This window comes from Paenibacillus sp. FSL H7-0442 (assembly GCF_038593105.1).
GTDB classification, from domain to species: domain Bacteria; phylum Bacillota; class Bacilli; order Paenibacillales; family Paenibacillaceae; genus Paenibacillus; species Paenibacillus polymyxa_D.
In genome coordinates, this window is sequence record NZ_CP151963.1 from 5399362 (window position 1) to 5417082 (window position 17721).

Consider the following 17721-nt stretch of genomic DNA (forward strand, 5'->3'; position numbering starts at 1 on the left):
GTGATGCAAATCCTACGATCTGTTAACTATTCCTGCCCGTCTGTGGTGAACGAGATTTTTCCACACCACATGCATAAGTTCGTGGAGCAGCTCATCAGAGCCGGAGATTGATCTACGTATACATCCTTTTTTCCATTCAACCAAGGCATAGAAACGCTCGGTTTGCAGGACTGCGGAATGATTTTCCCGGAATTCCCTTTGTTAGCAGAAGAGACTGCAGGATTATGCATACTACGACACATTCCGAAAGAAGGGATATGCGTCTGCGGGTGAAAATCCTGAATATTCCCTTGTAGTTTGTCACCAATACTAATTCCCCTGTTAGCTGAAACACTAAATCTTCCTGTATGACTTCCATAGCTGCAATGTATCTGTGCCCCATCCACTACATAGCTCTCACTCATTCTTAGACTCTCCTTTGTATAGATGGCCCCTCTGTATCGACCTTTTGTAATTTCAAGCCTGCCAGATTGAACTTCAAAATACATTCAGCCACATCGAGGTCTACAATGATATGATGATTGGCACCCTGAACCCTGAATATTTTATGATTCTCGACTGCATATTCATCTAAAATGATTTTCTTCAGTGTACCGTCCCTATGATATTCACTGCGTGGTGATAAACACATCAGGCTAGGCGGATTTGCCAGCCAATACCTTGTTTGCTGCATTCGCTGCATATCGGCAAAAACAACTAACTTCCAGCTTAATCCGGCTTGATATATATCAAAGATTTCCTTTAGTTGTTCCGAAACGATGGGTAACGGATGCTCTATAAAATCAATATAGTCCGCATCACCTGATACATAAAATTGTAAAATAGATTCTTCATCGGCACATGATGAGCTTTCTGCCCATTCCAATAACTGCCGGCGATTCGTCCCTACTGGATACATATACTCTGTAATACGATTATCCTGTTGAATTATGTAATACTCCATAAGCTGTTGAATACACCACCTCACTGATTCCTTTATACTCCCCTATTCTTACTTCCAAATCGTCCTCACATTTCAAGGCCTTGAATTCAGGTAAATGTACAGCCTGCTGAATAGCATCTTTCGCTAATTTCAGAATATATTGATGAAATTTCCCTGCAGCCTGGAGTACAAATCGCTCCACATCAGGCTGAAAAATCTTGTTCATATAAGGTTTTCGAAGCTGATTCAATTCATCCTCCAATTCTGCTAAAAAGCTGAATGCCCAGCCTGCATCATAGATTCCATAACAAGGTTGAGGATCAAAGAACCAATTTTTATCATAGGCTTCGACGACATAGTTATAGTTGCGATCCACCAGATACGTGCGCCTCATAGAATAAGTAATGTATCCGATCCTTGTCTTGGCCACTTCTGTGAAATTGGCTTGTAGGCAGATCGATTGAAAGGATTGAATAAAAGAAAAAATGAGTTCCTCTTTTCTATGCTCATATAAAGACGCTGCCTGATGTAATTTCTCATTCAGTACATCTTCCGCATAGGTCTTATGGAAGTGTTCTAGGGCTTCCTGTCTATTCATAATTCCACCTCTGAACCTATTATATAGAATATTTACATGATATTACTGGTTCTATCCTCCTATTTTATTACACAATTTTCATATCATGAGATTATATATGAATTTATGAAAATAGAATGAAAATAATCATATATTTTCGTGAATGTGTAATAATACAAACAAAAACCTTCCCAGAAAGGCTAGCATTAGACCTAAAAAATGAAGGTTTGCGCAAGCGAATAGGTAAATGGAAGTAGAAAGATCGGTTTATAATGAAATAATCATGTATAATTAACAATACGCTCCAAAAGCACATTCAGAGGATCGAGAATGGGATACACAAACTGCTAAAGTTTTTGGATAACCACCACTTTGCATCAGGATTGGAGATACATGACTACTTCACCTACAGGTTTTTATAATAGTATTCAAGAGGCTACCGCGCACGTCATTGATGTGCTAAGTGATATTTTACATGTAAACACCATTTTTATTGCCGCTAATGATGGGATTACGAATGTAATCGTTGATTCATTTAACCGGGAAGAGATACTCGTTAAGAAAGGGGATGTGCTCCCTTTTGAGCTTAGCTATTGCAGTCTGGTGTTGGATCATCCTGCGGATCACCTCACGATTTCAGAAACGACTATTCACCCGCACACATGCGATTTAGATGTGACTAAAACCATGGGAAACCACTCATTTACAGGAATCCCTATTCGCATGAAAAATGGTCAGGCTTACGGAACCATTTGTATCTTGGACGCACCATCTGTACATTTGACAGAATCCGAATTGAAGGCCCTACAGGCTATGGCTGTATTTCTGGGTTATGTGGTGGAACTGGAGAAAGAAAAGATAGATGCTGAGATCTCTGCCCTGAGCAAGCTGGATTTGATCTCTTCCCTGAGTAATAAAATTCGGTTTTCGCTAACCGAAATATGGGGAGCCACCGACCTCATGCTGACGACAGAGTTAACAGAGGAACAACAGCAATATATGAGCATCATGGAGTCGAGCAGTCGCTCGCTTATGACGTTGTTGAGTAATATTTTGGATTACAGCAATATAGAGTCCAGGCAGATCGATGATATTGAAGATCCGTTTGATCTGAGAACGATGATGGAAAATGTATTGAGTCTGTATACAGAGGTAGCCGCACAGCGGAATCTAGAGTTGAAGCTTGACTGGAATCTCACCAGCTCACCTATTTTTATCGGGGATGAGGCTAAAATTCGCCGTATGCTGATTAATTTGGTAGATAATGCAGTGAAGTTTACAAGCACAGGAGCCGTCACTTTATCTGCAACCACCCGATCTGTGACCGATGCACCTGAGGTTGAACTGGAATTAAAGGTGAAGGATACTGGAATCGGTATATCTCCGAATAAATTGAAATTGTGGCTTGAACATGACCGTGGATACTCCCCCTCATATGGTAATCCAGGCTTGGGTTGGCAGATTACCAAACATCTATTAAAACGAATGAAGGGTAAGATGACAGGGAGGAGTGAACCTGGTAGCGGGACGGAGATAACGCTCCAATTCACCCTGAAAATATACCAGGAGTCTGCCTGAAACAGAGATTAGCTTGTGATATATAGAGATATCATGCAATAGAAGCCCGTGACGTATAACGTTCACGGGCTTTATGTTATGGGTACGTCTCACTAGGCAGTATTATCGCCCTATGCCGCACGTCTGTACATTGCCAGACTTAGTAACGTTTGGGAGCAGCCAGTTTGGCCAAATCCGCCAAATACGTAAAGAAGGCTTCCGGGTCTGTATCATACACCAGATTCACAGGACGTCCATCCGCCTGTTCCACCGTTCTGCCCTGACTTGGCCCTTCTGCGATCACGCTGCAATGCACCGTCTTTTTCTTGACAATGTCCGGGCGTCCTACGGATGCAGTGGTCAGTACATCCCACAAGTAGTAGGTTGAGTTCGTTTCGCTATAGACGAGCGGCGGACATCCCGCGTAGCAGTTGCCTAGGAAATCCACACCCTCATATCGGCGCTCGGCAGCCCAACGATTGCGTACTGCTGGAGTTAATGGTACTTTGCTTGTGCTTTCCAGCGCTACCAGATCAATCGTGATGCCGCTTTGCCACACCCGATATGCCGCTTCTGGGTCCCAGAATACATTCCACTCTGCTGTGCCGTCATGCTCCGGCTCTTCCACATTCCCTTTTTCAAAGGTGCCGCCCATCCATACCAGCTTTTCAATCTTTGCTTCAATATCCGGTGCTTCATCCAGCGCCCGCGCCAGATCGGTTAGCGGTCCAGTGAATAGCAACAGCGTTTTGCCTTCAGCTCCGCGTACCTTTTCGATCAGATGCTGATGAGCTGGCAGGGATGAAAGCGGTGCTTCCATACGCCCCGATTCATTCAGTACGGGTAATGCATCCACATAGAAGGAATGTAAACGCCAAGCGGCAGGAAACGGATTTTTACCGCGTGAATTAGACTTTGCGACTTCCACAGGCCCTTTATTTTGTCCAAAACGATCAATAATTTTACGGCTGGCATCCGTCGCAGGCTCCAGATAACCATCTGCTGGAATCACCGATACTCCGGTCAAATGAACCTGCTCCATCTGAAGCAGCATAAAAAGGGATACTAGATCATCCACTCCACCATCATGATTAAAATAAACGTTTGTCTGACTCATCTGTCTCTTCCTTCCTTTATCCCCGTAAGCAGGCTTGTTCCTATCGGCAACCACCCTTCATTATGCCTGATCGCTTCACAGGAGTAAATGTGCGATAGTGCGTGAATCAGGGATTTTTTGCTTGCGCCATGCTTAAGATAGGTAGAAATGTGTGTAATAACAGGGTAGAATCATGGGTCCTAATCGGAAGCGTATGAAGGAGAGATGCATATGACAGCCCAAACAATAGAAGAGTTGGAGCAGATCCGTAAAGAGTGTAAATCCATGGTGACAAAAAGAGCTGCGGCTTCGGGTGGAGCGGTATTAGTTCCAGTTCCAGGGGCTGACGTTCTTGCTGATGTTGGCATTTTGATGCAGCTACTGCCAGCCATTAATGGAAAGTTCGGATTATCTGAGAAGCAGCTGGAAGGTCTGGACGCAGAAACCAAATCCATGGTGTATGGTTTTATCACTTCGATTGGCAGCAAGCTGATTGGGCGACTCATCACCCGTGAAGTTATCGTGCAGATTTTGCAAAAGATGGGCATTCGGATCGCTACCAAGCAGGTTAGCAAGTTTGTTCCCCTTCTGGGGCAAGGGCTAGCCGCGGCAATTGGCTTTACTGCTATGCGAACCATTGGCAATCGGCATGTCGATCAATGTTATGAAGTAGCCAAACGCTTGCTGGAACAGCGAACTGCCGTAGATATCGCGCGCAACTGGACGGTTCCACAGCAGCCTCTAGAGCCTGTGGGAATTGATCATTTGCCAAACCAGAACCCGGAAGCAGCAATTCCACTACTGCCGGCATCCACTAAAGATTAAGTCCTTCAATTTCGAATCAACCGTCCATTTCACCCGCACGGGGTACTCCAGATCAAAACCAGCATCGGTATCCCGTGCTTTTTAGCCTTCTACCTTGGCTCCATAGGAGCGAGCCACCGCTACTGCCTGCTCGATATCCAACTTGGCTCCAGTGATGTCCAGATCTTTAAAATTCACGCCATCCATCTTCGCACCGCGCAGGTCTGTTCCTTGAAGATGGGCTTTGTGCAGTCTTACCCGGCTAAGATCAGCCTCTCGCAAATCTGCTTTTTCCAAATTGCATTCGGATAAGTCGGCTTCCTTGAATCGTATTTTTCGCAAATCTTGTTTTCTTAAATCTGCATGACGCAAATTCGTATAAGACCAATCTCCGCCCGTAATTGTGATACCATCCATATTCGCCCCCGCAAAATCTGAACCTACCAGCTTGCAGTTATCAAACCGGACTACAAACAGATTGGCGCTGGTGAACAAACAATTGGTAAAAGCCGACTCCTTGTAGTGAGATGCATTCAGAATGGCCCCGGTAAAATCACAGTCCACAAAAGTACAGCCTTCCACAAGGGACTCATTCATCTCCACACCCCGAAAGCGACATCGGGTAAACTCGCAATTTTTCCACTCGCCTTCTCTGGCATCCATTGATCCAAAATCACGGTCTTCATAGACCTCATCTGTATAAAAGAACATGTTCTCTCTCCTATTCCTTATTCCCTATATCAGGAATTCAGCATTTCGGCAAGGACCGCTCAAAACCGCCTTTCATTTTCCCCAGCAAACCCTTCATCATCTGATGATCCTGCGGCGTAAACTCAGACATACACGACCGAATCAGCTTCGTATAATAAGGGACTATCTTACTTAATAGCTCTCGTCCTGCCTCTTTTAATCCGACAGTCACCATCCGTCCGTCACTCTCATGAGCCACACGTTCAATCATGCCATCTCGCTCTAATCCGTCGATCAACCCCGTCATGGTTCCACGCGTCACATCAGCCTTTTCCGCCAACTCTGACGGTGTCATGCGATGTGGGGAGTGGCAATGCAACAGGCTAAGCACGATAATCCGACCCTGAGAAGCCCCCAACTTGGTCAAATCTGTATCCATTTCTCTGAAAATACCATTAGCCAAGCGCGCAAATGTCACAAAAGTCTCTATATTATCTACTTCGGCATCCTCATGTCCAAAGCTACGCAGCACCCCGCGTATGGAGTCATTATGAAAATTAAAGTTCATAGTCTATCCATTCCTTCCTTAATCCCGCTTGTTCCGTCAGACGGTAGCTTTTCCATTCATCTGGCAGCAAAGAAGCATACGGTTCCTTGGCAAAACGATCATCTACCAGGACCAACAATCCTTCGTCGTGCTCTGTGCGGATAAGCCTGCCACCTGCCTGAAGAACCTTGTTCATCCCTGGATATACATACGCATAGTTGAAACCATTCCGTCCCTGTTCCGAAAAGTAATCCCGCAGCACATCTCGCTCTGCTCCAATTTGCGGCAAGCCAACGCCGACGACGACTACCCCATTTAAGCGATCCCCGGGTAAATCAACACCTTCAGCAAACACACCACCCAATACGGCAAAGCCAAGCAAGGTGTGCTCTTGCCCAGGCTGGAAGGCCTCTAGGAATCGATCCCGCTCTGGTTCGGTCATCCCCGGACTTTGTACCAACGTATTTGCGGACACGTCCCGAAGCATGAACTCCTCATATACCTCACGCAGGTATGGATAGGACGGGAAAAACACAAGCATATTTCCTTTCCGTTCCACAACCAATGCAGCCAGCATATCCGCAATCGCCCCTTTGGAACGCTCGCGATCCCGATAACGGATGGAGAGCGGCAGCAGACGTACATCCCATTGCTCCTGATGGAAAGGGGAAGGAACCTGTAACGTATAATCTTCCTCGTTTGCTCCGAGCATGTCCCGATAATAAGCAAGCGGTGTCAACGTCGCGGAAAAATAAATGGCTGAGCGGTAGCCCTTAATAGCTTGTCCCAGCAAGTGAGAAGGATCGAGGCAGAACAGCTTGACCCTCACTTCACTGCGCCCTGCTTCCACATAAGTAACGTACCGTTCATCATATAAAGCAGCAATCCGCAGCATATTCTGAGCAGTCAAATACGTATCCAGAAGCAATGCGTAGGCCGTACTTTCACTGCTTGCGCGACTTGTACTACTCCCCGTTACCAGTTCACGTTCAGCAGCTTCCACAAAAGGCACCAGCAGCTCCAGCACCTCTTGCGGCGCTACTGTCTCCACTGCTTTTCCTGTGTCTGCATATTGCTTGCGCAGCGTAATCATATGTGCGTTCACTGCACTCGCAGCCGCAGCAATCTCCGAGCTTAGCAGCTTAAATTCTCGTTTCAGTTCCAAAAAAGAAGATTTCAAAATTTCCGCCGAAAACATGTCCCGGCCGCGTTCTACCAGATTATGCGCCTCATCCACCAGTACGACACCTTTTCGCTTGTGCTCCTCCAGCAATCTTTTCAGAGAAATCCGTGGATCGAAAACATAATTATAATCACTGATTATACCATCCGAGGCATACGCCACATCCAGCGAAAATTCAAAGGGACAAACCTTATGCTTGCGCGCATAACGCTCAATCACCGCCCGGGTCATTAACGTCTCATTCGCCAAAATATCGGATACCGCACCGTTGATCCGGTCGTAGTAGCCCTCGCACATGCTGCATGATCCAGCGTCACAATCATTTTCATCCTTAAAGCAAATTTTATCCTTCGCAGTCAAAGTCACCACATGCATGTGCAGCCCTTGGGTCTGCATTCTGGCATAAGCTTCTTCAGCTGCTGCCCGAGTGGTGGTACGAGCCGTTACATAATATACTCGCCTAACCTGCCCCTCACCGATCGCCTTGATCGCAGGAAACAAAGTGGATACCGTTTTACCGATACCCGTAGGCGCTTTGGCAAACAGGTTAACCCCTTCGGCAATCGTCTTGTACACCGAACCCGCGAGCGTTCGCTGACCCGAACGATACGTGTCAAAGGGAAAGTCCAACATAGCAATGCTGGCATCCCGCTTTTCCGCATGTGCTCTCAGCAGGAATGCATACGGTGCATAACCAGCAATCATCTCCTGCGCGAAAGCTTCCAGCTCAGTAAAGGATAGCTCGCGCCTAAATCGGCGAATGTCTTCACTGTGTGCCTGCACATAAGTAAGCTGGACCTGCATGGAATGATGTTGTTCCTCACGAGCAATCATATAGGCATACAGAAATGCTTGCGCCCAGTGTACGGGTTGACCGTCACCCTGAATATCTTCGAGAGGCAAAGAGATCGATTTAATTTCATCGACCGTCCATACGCCATCCAGCTCAATCAGTCCGTCACAGCGGCCTTCAATGATAAACAATTCGTCCTTATACTGAATTTCTGTACGTAAATGTACCTCTTTGCGGTCATGCTCCTTGTAACCTTTCTGGATATCCTGATGCACGCGAGTTCCTTCGAGCATACTGCTATTCGATCGAAAGCCGCTATGAATGCTGCCGCTCCGATGCACATATTCCACAAGTGGACGCACCGATATGTGAATTGGTTCCTTCATACGATCACCCGTTCCGGTCATAGTCCTTTCACTGTACCACGTAGATAAACGAAACGTAAGGGACAGAAGAATCGTTTAATGGTCGATTGGTATTCACTCATGCCTACTTTTTACCGAAATATAGAAACGAGGCCTTTTGCTTTATTCCCCACGATACTACAACTCTCATTACAGCATAAAGGATAGGGATATGTTAAAAGAATTAATTAACAATTTTGCGTTATTAACGAGCTTCTTATTCTTCGGAAATTTATTTTCCCGGAAATATGAACGTTACCTGACAAATCATGCACTCATTCATCAGATATTAAACGGTTTAATGCTGGGCGTGTTTAGCATTCTGTTAATGATGACCGGTTTATGGATCCGTGGGCACTTTGTGGTTGATCTCCGCCAATTGGCGATTATCATATCTGTTTATATAGGAGGATCGGTATCCGGTCTGCTGACCACCCTGATCGTCATCCTGTATCGTATTTACATCACAGGGGGATGGACGGATATTACTCTGACTGTTACGGTTAATTGCTTCATGACACTAGTCCTTTCACTTATCTTTATTCGAGAAAAAAAGCTAGCCCTCGGCAAATGGATGTCAGCCGTGCTTGGGGCTGTTGTTGTGTCGCTGTTATCTGCTTTTTTTGTGGATGATCCACCCAACTTAGAATCTATAATAATGATCACAACCGTGAAGATTCTTGGCGGCTTGTTCACTTATTTTATGATGTCCCATATCAAAAAAACAGAACGGGCTATTCACCTGCTGGAAGAGGCTGCGAACCGCGATCATTTAACCGGGCTATACAGTCCGCGTGCTTTTGATGCGCTGTTCGAAGAGGTACTTCATGCTTCCAAAACTACAAAAAAACCCTTTGGACTTGTGATGCTAGATATTGACCACTTTAAAAAAATTAATGATACGTACGGCCATTTGAACGGAGACGCAGTCTTAAGCCAACTGGGAATTTTGTTAAATCGGGAATCTACAACAAGAGCATATCCCTCCCGTAAGGGCGGAGAGGAATTCGCAATTCTACTCGGAGACTGTGATACTGAAAAGGCGGCAAACTTTGCCGAGAAGATTCGGAAAGCTGTGGAAAATGAATGTTTTCTCTTGAATGACGGAACCATACTCTCCTTAACCGTATCCATCGGGGCAGGCAGCTCTCCTGTTATTGCATCGAGGCGTTTATTGGAAAAAGCAGACGAGGCATTGTATGAAGCTAAACGATCAGGACGCAATCGGGTAGAACTGGCAAAACCATAGATATTAGTCGCTAAATGTCAGGAAAGCTGGATTATTGTTAATAAAAAGTGGTAAAATGGAAATAACATCGTTATCAAAAAAACTTCTGCCGCTAGTGGAGACATGCCTTACAATCGACATGGGGGGTGGGCTTTGTGAACCTCGAACAATTGGAAAAACTCATGGAAAAAGAACGCCGTGAACTGAATCGCATGGCTGACTTACACGGATTAAAAGATGAACGTGTATTGGACAAATCCTCCAGACTTGACCGTATTATGGACAAGTACCTTCACACCAAGCGTGCAATAAACCAAACACACTCATAGAAGCAAGCTACATCGCTGCCCCTCAGGGCAGCTTTTTTATTCTGCATCGTACTCACCTTCTCGCGGACTGACTACTTCCCGCCCTATTCCGTCCGCAACAATTGCTGTGTGAACGATATCCATTCTCTGGCGGCAAAGGACAGGTAGCGATCGTTCCGCCAAATCATCCCCAAATGCCAAGGAATGACGGGGTCTACCAATGGAAGAACACGCAAGCGCTCAGAATCCAGATCTCGGCAAATGGCCTCCGGCAACAGAGCTACTCCCAGGTTTGCAGCAACCATTTCGCTAATCAGATCCCATTGTGAGCTTTCGTACACTACACGCGGCTGAAAGCCGGCACGAACACATTCCGCAATGATACGGTCATGCAGCGTAAAATCCTCACGAAACAGTACAAATGCCTCCTCCGCCAACGCAGATAACGGTACCTCCTTGCACTCTGCCAATGCATGCGTAGGATGAACGAGCAAATTCAGCTTTTCCTCCACAAACAGAAATGTCTCAAACATATCTCCAACTGCGGGCAGCACGATCACCCCGATATCCAATGCCCCGGCTTCTACGTCCCGTTCCACTTTCTTCGCCCCGTCCTCAAATAATTGAATGGTCACATCAGGATATGCCTTATGGAATTCTCCAATGACACGCGGAAAAAAGCTCGATCCGACCATAGGGGGCAGGCCAATACGGATATGTCCCTTTTTCAGGTTCATCAAATCACTCAGCTCCGAGGACAGGCTCTGAAAGGACTTTACAATTGCTTGTGCCTGAAGCTCAATGACCTTTCCCGCGTCCGTCAATTCGATTCTTTTGCCAATTCGGTCGAACAAAGCGACCCCCAGTTCATCTTCTAGACTTTTAATCGTCTTACTGATCGTCGGCTGGGTAATAAACATGCTCTGGGCTGCCTTTGTAAAGCTACGCAACCGCGCGACTTCCAAAAAATATTGTAAATGTCGGATATCCAAAGCTACACCTTCTCCCATAGATAAACGGAATAGATTATATTCTTTATATGCATTTTACTCATGAAAGCTTGTGATGTAAAATTTCATTACAGTTTGAAAATAACCGATCACAAAGATAGGAGTCATTATATATGAAAAGCTTCATACGCGGTGTCCTCCAGATCGCCGTCCTGATGGCCTTTTCGCTCATCCTGAACGCGGTAGTCTCCTGGCTCCACCTGCCTATACCCGGTAGTATCATTGGTATGCTAATCCTTTTTATTCTGCTGCAAACCGGCTTGGTCCGGCTAAGCTGGATTGAAGTTGGCGCAAACTGGTTGCTGGCCGAGCTGCTATTATTCTTTATTCCCTCCGCTGTCGGCGTCATGAATTATTGGCCGATGCTGGAACACGATGGTATGAGCATTATGCTGGTCGTGTTGCTCGGCACCTTTCTGGTGATGGCCTGCACAGGTATGGTCGCCAGTCTGCTTGGTAAACGAAAGGAGCATAAATCATCATGATCGGTCTTCTATGTATTGTATTGACACTCGCTATTTACTGGATGGCCAAACGCATGTACCGCACACTGCCCAAGGTGTATTTGTCTCCATTGCTCATTACACCTGTTGTTATCATTTTGATTTTGACGCTGACGGGTGTGAATTACCGTTCTTATAATTCGGGCGCCCACTTGCTGTCCATGCTGCTACAGCCAGCTACGATTGCATTTGCTGTCCCTTTGTACCGATATTTCCCAGTGTTAAAAAAACACGCTACCCAAATCGTGCTTAGCGTGCTGTCTGGATCTGTTGTAGCCGTGTTGTCCTCCATGGCGCTTGCCAAGTGGATGCACCTGAATTCTTCCCTGCTGAGCAGCCTGATTCCTCGCTCCATTACGACACCCATTGCGATGAATGTATCGCAAACGATTGGCGGCAATCCGACGGTCACAGCTGTATTCGTTATTCTGACCGGATTGAGCGGTCTTATTATCGGTCCAGTGATTGTAAAACTGTTCCGTATCGAAAATGAAGTCTCCCGTGGGGTACTGCTCGGTACCGGTGCTCATGGTACGGGCACTTCCAAAGCATTCGAGTTCAGTTTGCTGACGGGGACGATATCCAGCATCTCGATGGTGCTCGCCGCTCTCTTTACCTTGGCAGCCGCCCCGTTCCTGTTCCACTTGATGCTGTAAACAATCTGCATACAACAAAAGCAGCGATTCTCTTAAAAATAGAGAATCGCTGCTTTTGTTTTGTAGGCCCCTTTTCCGCATAAAGCAGCGGTGAGAACGAAACGATGGTAGAGAAGCGGAGCGGTAAAGGATACGCATCCTCGTTCCTATTAGATGGCTTTAACGTCACCTTGTTTCACCTGTACCTCTAAAGGCGTTACAGCTTCATACAGGTAAGCATCCAGCTCAGCCGTATATTGTCGTTCTTGCGCGGCGCTCCAGCCTGCATGTTCAGACATCCATGCGATGGCGGGCTGTTTCCAGCGCTTCACCTCGTCAATCTGGAAGAAAAGTGCTCCCGTTCGCCGTATGAAAAAATCAGACGGTGTCACCGTCATTTCCTGTTCCATCGCATACAGGAGCGGGACACGCACTTCCACAGGCAGTGCCGCTTCCTTCTCGGTAGTCTCCTTCATGCTGCGTGCCGCTATCGCAAACAGCCGCTCTGTGTTGGAGCCATAGCGGATTGCCCATGCTCTAGCCGTTTCAGGCGACAGGCCGAGTGCAACACCTGCTGCGGTTTGCTTACCTACGTACGCGTCCCAGCCCGCCGAGCCGCCTACGCTGCCACCCGAAATCGGGATGTGTCTGGTGCGGCATGCCCGGAAGCTCTGCCCATGCAAGCGCCCCAGCTCCCGTACCGCACGATCCACGACGAGTTCGGACATTTTCCGGTAGCCCGTCAGCTTGCCGCCTGCAATCGTGATCAGACCTGAACGGGATTCCCAAATTTCGTCCTTACGTGAAATTTCTGAAGGGCTTTTATCGTCTTCATAAATGAGCGGCCGTACCCCTGCCCAACTGGATTCTACATCCGTAACAGTCAGCTTCACATCCGGGAACATTCCGTTGATCGCTTGAAGCACATACGCCCGATCTTCGACGGTCATCCGGGGATGCGCCGTATCCCCCTCATACACCGTGTCAGTCGTACCTGCATAAGTTTTTCCATCACGCGGGATGGCAAATACCATGCGTCCATCCGGTGTATCGAAGTACACTGCCTGTTTGAGCGGAAAGCGCTCAGCATCGAACACTAGGTGAATACCTTTCGTCAGGCGTAGCACCTTACCCTCCTTGGAGCGATCCATTTCCCGTAGCGTGTCTACCCATGGTCCAGCTGCATTAATAACCAGCGAAGCTCGAATTTCGTATGGTTTTCCCGTTACCCGGTCCGTTACGCTTGCACCGCTTATTCGTCCTTTGTCATACAGCAGCTTGTCAGCCTTGGCATAGTTCACCGCCAGCGCCCCTCGTGTAACAGCTTCCTTCATGACCTCAATCGTCAGGCGAGCGTCATCTGTACGATACTCCACATAGCTGCCGCTTCCCTTCAGTCCATCACGCTTCAGCAAAGGCTCGCGCTCTAGTGTAGCCTGGATGTCCAGCATACGACGGCGCTCACTACGCTTAACACCAGCAAGGAAATCATATACCAGCAGCCCGATAGAGGTGGTAAATGCGTTAAACGTGCCGCCCTTGTGAAAAGGAAGCAACATACGCTCCGGTATGGTCACATGTGGACCATTTTCGAATACAATTGCCCGCTCCTTCCCCACCTCAGCTACCATCTTAACTTCCAACTGCTTCAAATAACGAAGACCCCCATGCACTAGCTTGGTCGAGCGGCTGGACGTACCTGCTGCAAAATCCTGCATCTCCACCAATGCTGTCTTCAAACCACGATCCGCCGCATCCAGCGCAATACCCGCCCCTGTAATGCCGCCGCCAATGATTAATATATCAAAATGCTCATGTCCCATACGTTCCAAGACAGCGGTTCTCTCCTGCGCAGCAAATCCCTGTTCTCCCATCATGTATCCCTCCAGCTTTGTATATATTCACGATGCAATCTGCCAACCGACTCATCATAAGGTACAAAAAAAGACCACGAACATCGCTGCGGCGGATGCCGAGCGGTTCATGGTCTCTCCAAGTCTCCTGACGAGTATTAACTTATCTATATCGTAGCACACACGATACGCTATGAAAAGGGAAATCTGCCTGCTACTTGAACGCCATTGCGGCATGAACTGCCTTTTTCCAGCCACCATAAAGATCAGCCCGCACGTCTTCACTCATGGACGGAGTAAAGGTATGATCACTTTGCGCATACCCCCGGACCTCATCCAAACTGCTCCAGAACCCAACTGCCAGTCCTGCTAAATACGCCGCACCGAGTGCAGTTGTCTCGTTCACAGCAGGTCGTTCTACTGGCAGATCGAGAATATCGCTCTGGAACTGCATCAGGAACTCGTTCATCACTGCACCTCCATCTACACGCAATGAACGCACAGGTACACCCGAATCGCTCGCCATGGCAGTTAGGACATCTTTAGTCTGGTAGGCCAGCGATTCCAGTACCGCTCGTATAAAGTGCTCCTTGGTCGTTCCCCGCGTCAAACCAAATGTCGCACCGCGCACGTCACTATCCCAATACGGGCTGCCCAGACCCACAAAGGCCGGGACAAAATATACCCCTTCTGTGGAGGTCACACGCGCCGCATACGCTTCACTATCTTTGGCTTCGCGGAACATACGCAACCCATCACGCAGCCACTGAATAGCAGATCCGGCTACAAAAATGCTGCCCTCCAGCGCATACTTCACCTGACCATTCAGCCCCCATGCAATGGTCGTAATCAGTCCATGTCCCGAGTCACAGGGTTCATCTCCGGTATTCATCAGCATAAAGCATCCCGTACCGTATGTATTTTTAATCATACCTTTGTCGAAGCATCCCTGACCGAACAGAGCTGCTTGTTGATCGCCTGCCGCTCCGGCAATAGGGATTTCCTGTCCGAAAAAGTGATAATCCACCGTATGCGCATATATCTCAGAAGATGATTTCACCTCTGGTAGCATAGACGCAGGAACGCCGAGAATATCCAGCAGCTCCTCATCCCATTTTAGCTCATAAATGTTGTACATGAGTGTGCGGGCCGCATTGGAGTAGTCTGTTACATGTGCTTTACCACCAGACAATCTCCAGATTAGCCAGGTATCAATCGTACCAAACAGCAAATCCCCACGCTCCGCTTGAGCTCGTGCCCCTTCGACGTTGTCGAGTATCCATTTGACCTTGGTGCCAGAAAAGTAGGGATCAATGAGTAGTCCCGTTTTGCTATGAAAAATATGATCAAATCCACGGCTTTTCAATTCCTCGCAGATCCCGGCTGTTTGCCGTGACTGCCATACCAGTGCATGATATACAGGCAGACCCGTATGTTTATCCCACACTACTACGGTTTCCCGTTGATTCGTAATACCAATCCCGGCAATTTGGCTGGCTTTCACACCTGATTCTGACAAGCAGGAGGCGATGACGGCCAAAATAGAGCTCCATATTTCATTGGCGTTTTGCTCTACCCACCCGGGCTGGGGAAAATACTGTGGGAACTCCCGTTGTGCCTTGTATACCACTGTTCCCTGCCGATCAAACAAGATGGCCCGCGAACTGGTTGTGCCCTGATCTAAGGCAAGAATGTATTGCTCCATCGTTTCCCAGCCTCCTTGCTTATTATGTATGGTTACCCACTTGATACAAATAAAAGCTATTGCTTATAGTGTTCGAACAGCTGTTTATTGGAGGTCGTAACTGCTGTAGCTCCCGCGGCCAACGCTGCTTCCACATCCTCAGGGGTGCGAATAAGTCCGCCTGCCAAAATAGGAATGCCAGTGCGTTCGCTGACCTCCTTAATCATCGGTGGAACAACACCGGGCAGCACCTCAATATAATCCGGACGCGTTTTTTCTACCAGCGCGTAGCTTTTTTCCAGTGCAATCGTATCGAGCAGGAACACCCGCTGTACAGCAAGAATTCCTTTCTTTTTAGCAGTTGCGATCACCCCGGACCGGGTCGAAATAATCCCAAATGGCTTAATTTCCTGACACAAATATTCAGCCGCATACTCGTCATTCTTCAAGCCTTGCACCAGATCGGCATGCAGGAGCATTTGCTTGCTGCGACTTCTAGCCATCTGGTACAGGCTACGCAGCTGCGCTACATGCGTATCCAGAAAAACCGCATACTCATAAGAACTGTCCAAAATACCCTCCAGCTGCTTCATATGCTTAGCTGCAGGTAAAATGCGTTGTCCCTGAAATGGCATGGATATCCCCCTTAGGCTGAATGTCGGTCAAACTCGTTCAAATTTTATATTATCACTCTGTTCGACGAACGTGAAGCGGTTTCATTGCAGATATGTATAAAGGCTGCCTTCCCTGCAATAGATGTCAGCAGGAAGAAGACAGCCTAATCATTCAAAGAACTGGATCAAATCACACGACGACACCCTTAAAATGCTCTATAGTGTACTAGCCCTCAAACCCTTGGCGCAGCCATGAGGTAGCGAGCATGATCGCACCGCGCTTGGCCGCGGTTTCAGACAATGGGTTCAGCATCACAAAGTCGTGGATGATGCCCTGAAAGCGTGCAGCGGTCACATCCACCCCCGCTTCACGTAGCTTGTCCGCATAGGCCTCGCCTTCATCGCGCAGCACATCGGCCTCACCTGTAATGACCAGCGCACGTGGTAGCCCTTCGAGCTGTTCTGTGGTGGCACGTAATGGGGACGCCGTGATCTGCGCTCGTTCGTTGGGATCCGTCGTATATTGATCCCAAAACCATTGCATTCCTTCGCGGCTCAGGAAATATCCTGTGGCGAACTCATGATATGATTCTGTGTCAAAGGAAGCATCCGTCACTGGATAGAACAGCAACTGCTGGCGAATGGTAGGGCCGCTACGTTCTTTGGCCAGCAGCGTTACGGCCGCCGTCATATTACCGCCCACACTGTCTCCGGCTACCGTCAGCGTATCGGGCTTCAGCCCATGCTCGCGTCCGTGCTGTGCCACCCATTGAACGACCGCGTAAATTTCCTCAATCGCCGTCGGATATTTAGCTTCAGGGGACAAGCTGTATTCTGGAAATACAACTGCTGCCTGTGAGCCGACTGCCAATTCACGAATCAGGCGATCATGCGTATGAGCATTACCGAATACCCAGCCTGCTCCGTGAATATATACAATGACCGGGAGATCGCTTGTCACCTGTTGTGGGCGAACAATTCTGACCTTCACCTCACCGCCAGGCCCGCCTGGAATAGTTAGATCTTCTACATCTGCGGCAGGTTTGTCTGCTGGGCCGGATTGAACCTCATTGACCGTTTCACGTCCTTTTTCAGGACCCAAATCATATAGAAACGGAGGCTTGGCATTATCGTCTGCAAATTTCTGTGCTGCGGGTTCAAGTTGTACTTTTTTACTCATATCGATTCACTCTTCCTTTCTTTTCTGTGGTCTACATATATCCATTTTGGCTTAAGTTTGCTCATTCAGTTTTACCTTATATATTTAAACGAGTTCCTCTCTTTCCAATCGGAGGACTTTAGTTTGCCCAACA

Annotated in this window: 18 protein-coding genes; 6 read left to right on the top strand and 12 right to left on the bottom strand. The window is 47.6% G+C overall.

The window, feature by feature from the left end; genetic code table 11:
* Positions 1 to 26: 26 nt before the first annotated feature.
* The 3 genes from MHH57_RS23865 to MHH57_RS23875 are packed head-to-tail and all read right to left on the bottom strand — an operon-like array spanning position 27 to position 1520.
* Complete coding sequence (locus tag MHH57_RS23865) at positions 27 to 404, bottom strand: DUF4280 domain-containing protein (protein WP_029518643.1); 378 nt, start codon at positions 402 to 404, stop codon at positions 27 to 29.
* Between the two features lie 2 nt (positions 405 to 406).
* Positions 407 to 943 (bottom strand): hypothetical protein, encoded by a 537-nt coding sequence (locus MHH57_RS23870; RefSeq protein ID WP_342434616.1) that lies wholly within the window; start codon positions 941 to 943, stop codon positions 407 to 409.
* Positions 915 to 1520, bottom strand: a complete 606-nt coding sequence (locus MHH57_RS23875) for a hypothetical protein (RefSeq protein WP_342434617.1) — start codon at positions 1518 to 1520, stop codon at positions 915 to 917. Before MHH57_RS23875 ends, MHH57_RS23870 begins: the two co-directional genes overlap by 29 nt.
* Before the next feature lie 372 nt (positions 1521 to 1892).
* On the opposite strand from MHH57_RS23875, the gene MHH57_RS23880 reads away from it, so the two are divergent.
* The gene (locus tag MHH57_RS23880) at positions 1893 to 3077 is read left to right on the top strand and encodes a HAMP domain-containing sensor histidine kinase (RefSeq protein ID WP_341040245.1); all 1185 of its coding nucleotides are present in this window, start codon (positions 1893 to 1895) and stop codon (positions 3075 to 3077) included.
* A gap of 139 nt (positions 3078 to 3216) precedes the next feature.
* On the opposite strand, the gene MHH57_RS23885 is transcribed toward MHH57_RS23880, so the two are convergent.
* Positions 3217 to 4173 (bottom strand): nucleoside hydrolase, encoded by a 957-nt coding sequence (locus tag MHH57_RS23885; protein ID WP_342434618.1) that lies wholly within the window; start codon positions 4171 to 4173, stop codon positions 3217 to 3219.
* A 210-nt stretch (positions 4174 to 4383) separates the two neighbouring features.
* On the opposite strand from MHH57_RS23885, the gene MHH57_RS23890 reads away from it, so the two are divergent.
* Positions 4384 to 4977: a hypothetical protein gene (locus MHH57_RS23890; RefSeq protein WP_165145925.1), complete on the top strand. Its 594-nt coding sequence runs from the start codon at positions 4384 to 4386 to the stop codon at positions 4975 to 4977.
* Positions 4978 to 5058: 81 nt separating this feature from the next.
* Here MHH57_RS23890 and MHH57_RS23895 read toward each other — a convergent pair whose 3' ends face one another.
* From MHH57_RS23895 to MHH57_RS23905, 3 genes are read right to left on the bottom strand one after another with little or no spacing between them, the layout of a single operon-like run.
* Positions 5059 to 5667: a pentapeptide repeat-containing protein gene (locus MHH57_RS23895; RefSeq protein ID WP_029518648.1), complete on the bottom strand. Its 609-nt coding sequence runs from the start codon at positions 5665 to 5667 to the stop codon at positions 5059 to 5061.
* 37 nt (positions 5668 to 5704) lie between these two features.
* Complete coding sequence (locus MHH57_RS23900; RefSeq protein ID WP_029518649.1) at positions 5705 to 6214, bottom strand: MarR family transcriptional regulator; 510 nt, start codon at positions 6212 to 6214, stop codon at positions 5705 to 5707.
* A complete protein-coding gene (locus tag MHH57_RS23905) occupies positions 6204 to 8576 on the bottom strand; it encodes an ATP-dependent DNA helicase (RefSeq protein ID WP_342434619.1) in 2373 nt (790 codons plus the stop codon). The genes MHH57_RS23900 and MHH57_RS23905 overlap by 11 nt, the downstream gene beginning before the upstream one ends.
* 169 nt (positions 8577 to 8745) lie before the next feature.
* Here MHH57_RS23905 and MHH57_RS23910 point away from each other — a divergent pair, with 169 nt between their 5' ends.
* Complete coding sequence (locus MHH57_RS23910; protein ID WP_029518651.1) at positions 8746 to 9822, top strand: diguanylate cyclase; 1077 nt, start codon at positions 8746 to 8748, stop codon at positions 9820 to 9822.
* Between the two features lie 134 nt (positions 9823 to 9956).
* Positions 9957 to 10130, top strand: coding sequence for an aspartyl-phosphate phosphatase Spo0E family protein (locus tag MHH57_RS23915; RefSeq protein ID WP_013312483.1), 174 nt, complete (start codon positions 9957 to 9959; stop codon positions 10128 to 10130).
* 83 nt (positions 10131 to 10213) lie between these two features.
* Here the strand turns inward: MHH57_RS23915 and MHH57_RS23920 are convergent, their stop codons facing one another.
* Complete coding sequence (locus MHH57_RS23920) at positions 10214 to 11101, bottom strand: LysR family transcriptional regulator (protein WP_328801165.1); 888 nt, start codon at positions 11099 to 11101, stop codon at positions 10214 to 10216.
* A 131-nt stretch (positions 11102 to 11232) separates the two neighbouring features.
* Between MHH57_RS23920 and MHH57_RS23925 the strand changes: the two genes are divergently transcribed.
* A complete protein-coding gene (locus MHH57_RS23925; protein WP_029518652.1) occupies positions 11233 to 11604 on the top strand; it encodes a CidA/LrgA family holin-like protein in 372 nt (123 codons plus the stop codon).
* Positions 11601 to 12278: a CidB/LrgB family autolysis modulator gene (locus MHH57_RS23930; protein ID WP_029518653.1), complete on the top strand. Its 678-nt coding sequence runs from the start codon at positions 11601 to 11603 to the stop codon at positions 12276 to 12278. The genes MHH57_RS23925 and MHH57_RS23930 overlap by 4 nt, the downstream gene beginning before the upstream one ends.
* A 149-nt stretch (positions 12279 to 12427) precedes the next feature.
* On the opposite strand, the gene MHH57_RS23935 is transcribed toward MHH57_RS23930, so the two are convergent.
* The 4 genes from MHH57_RS23935 to MHH57_RS23950 all read right to left on the bottom strand — a co-directional run bounded on the left by MHH57_RS23935 (position 12428) and on the right by MHH57_RS23950 (position 17588).
* Positions 12428 to 14131, bottom strand: a complete 1704-nt coding sequence (locus MHH57_RS23935; RefSeq protein WP_342435188.1) for an FAD-dependent oxidoreductase — start codon at positions 14129 to 14131, stop codon at positions 12428 to 12430.
* Positions 14132 to 14324: 193 nt separating this feature from the next.
* Positions 14325 to 15815: a glycerol kinase GlpK gene (gene glpK, locus MHH57_RS23940; protein ID WP_165145910.1), complete on the bottom strand. Its 1491-nt coding sequence runs from the start codon at positions 15813 to 15815 to the stop codon at positions 14325 to 14327.
* A gap of 56 nt (positions 15816 to 15871) precedes the next feature.
* Positions 15872 to 16429 (bottom strand): glycerol-3-phosphate responsive antiterminator, encoded by a 558-nt coding sequence (locus tag MHH57_RS23945; RefSeq protein ID WP_029518656.1) that lies wholly within the window; start codon positions 16427 to 16429, stop codon positions 15872 to 15874.
* Positions 16430 to 16634: 205 nt separating this feature from the next.
* Positions 16635 to 17588: an alpha/beta hydrolase gene (locus MHH57_RS23950; protein ID WP_029518657.1), complete on the bottom strand. Its 954-nt coding sequence runs from the start codon at positions 17586 to 17588 to the stop codon at positions 16635 to 16637.
* Positions 17589 to 17721 lie beyond the last annotated feature (133 nt).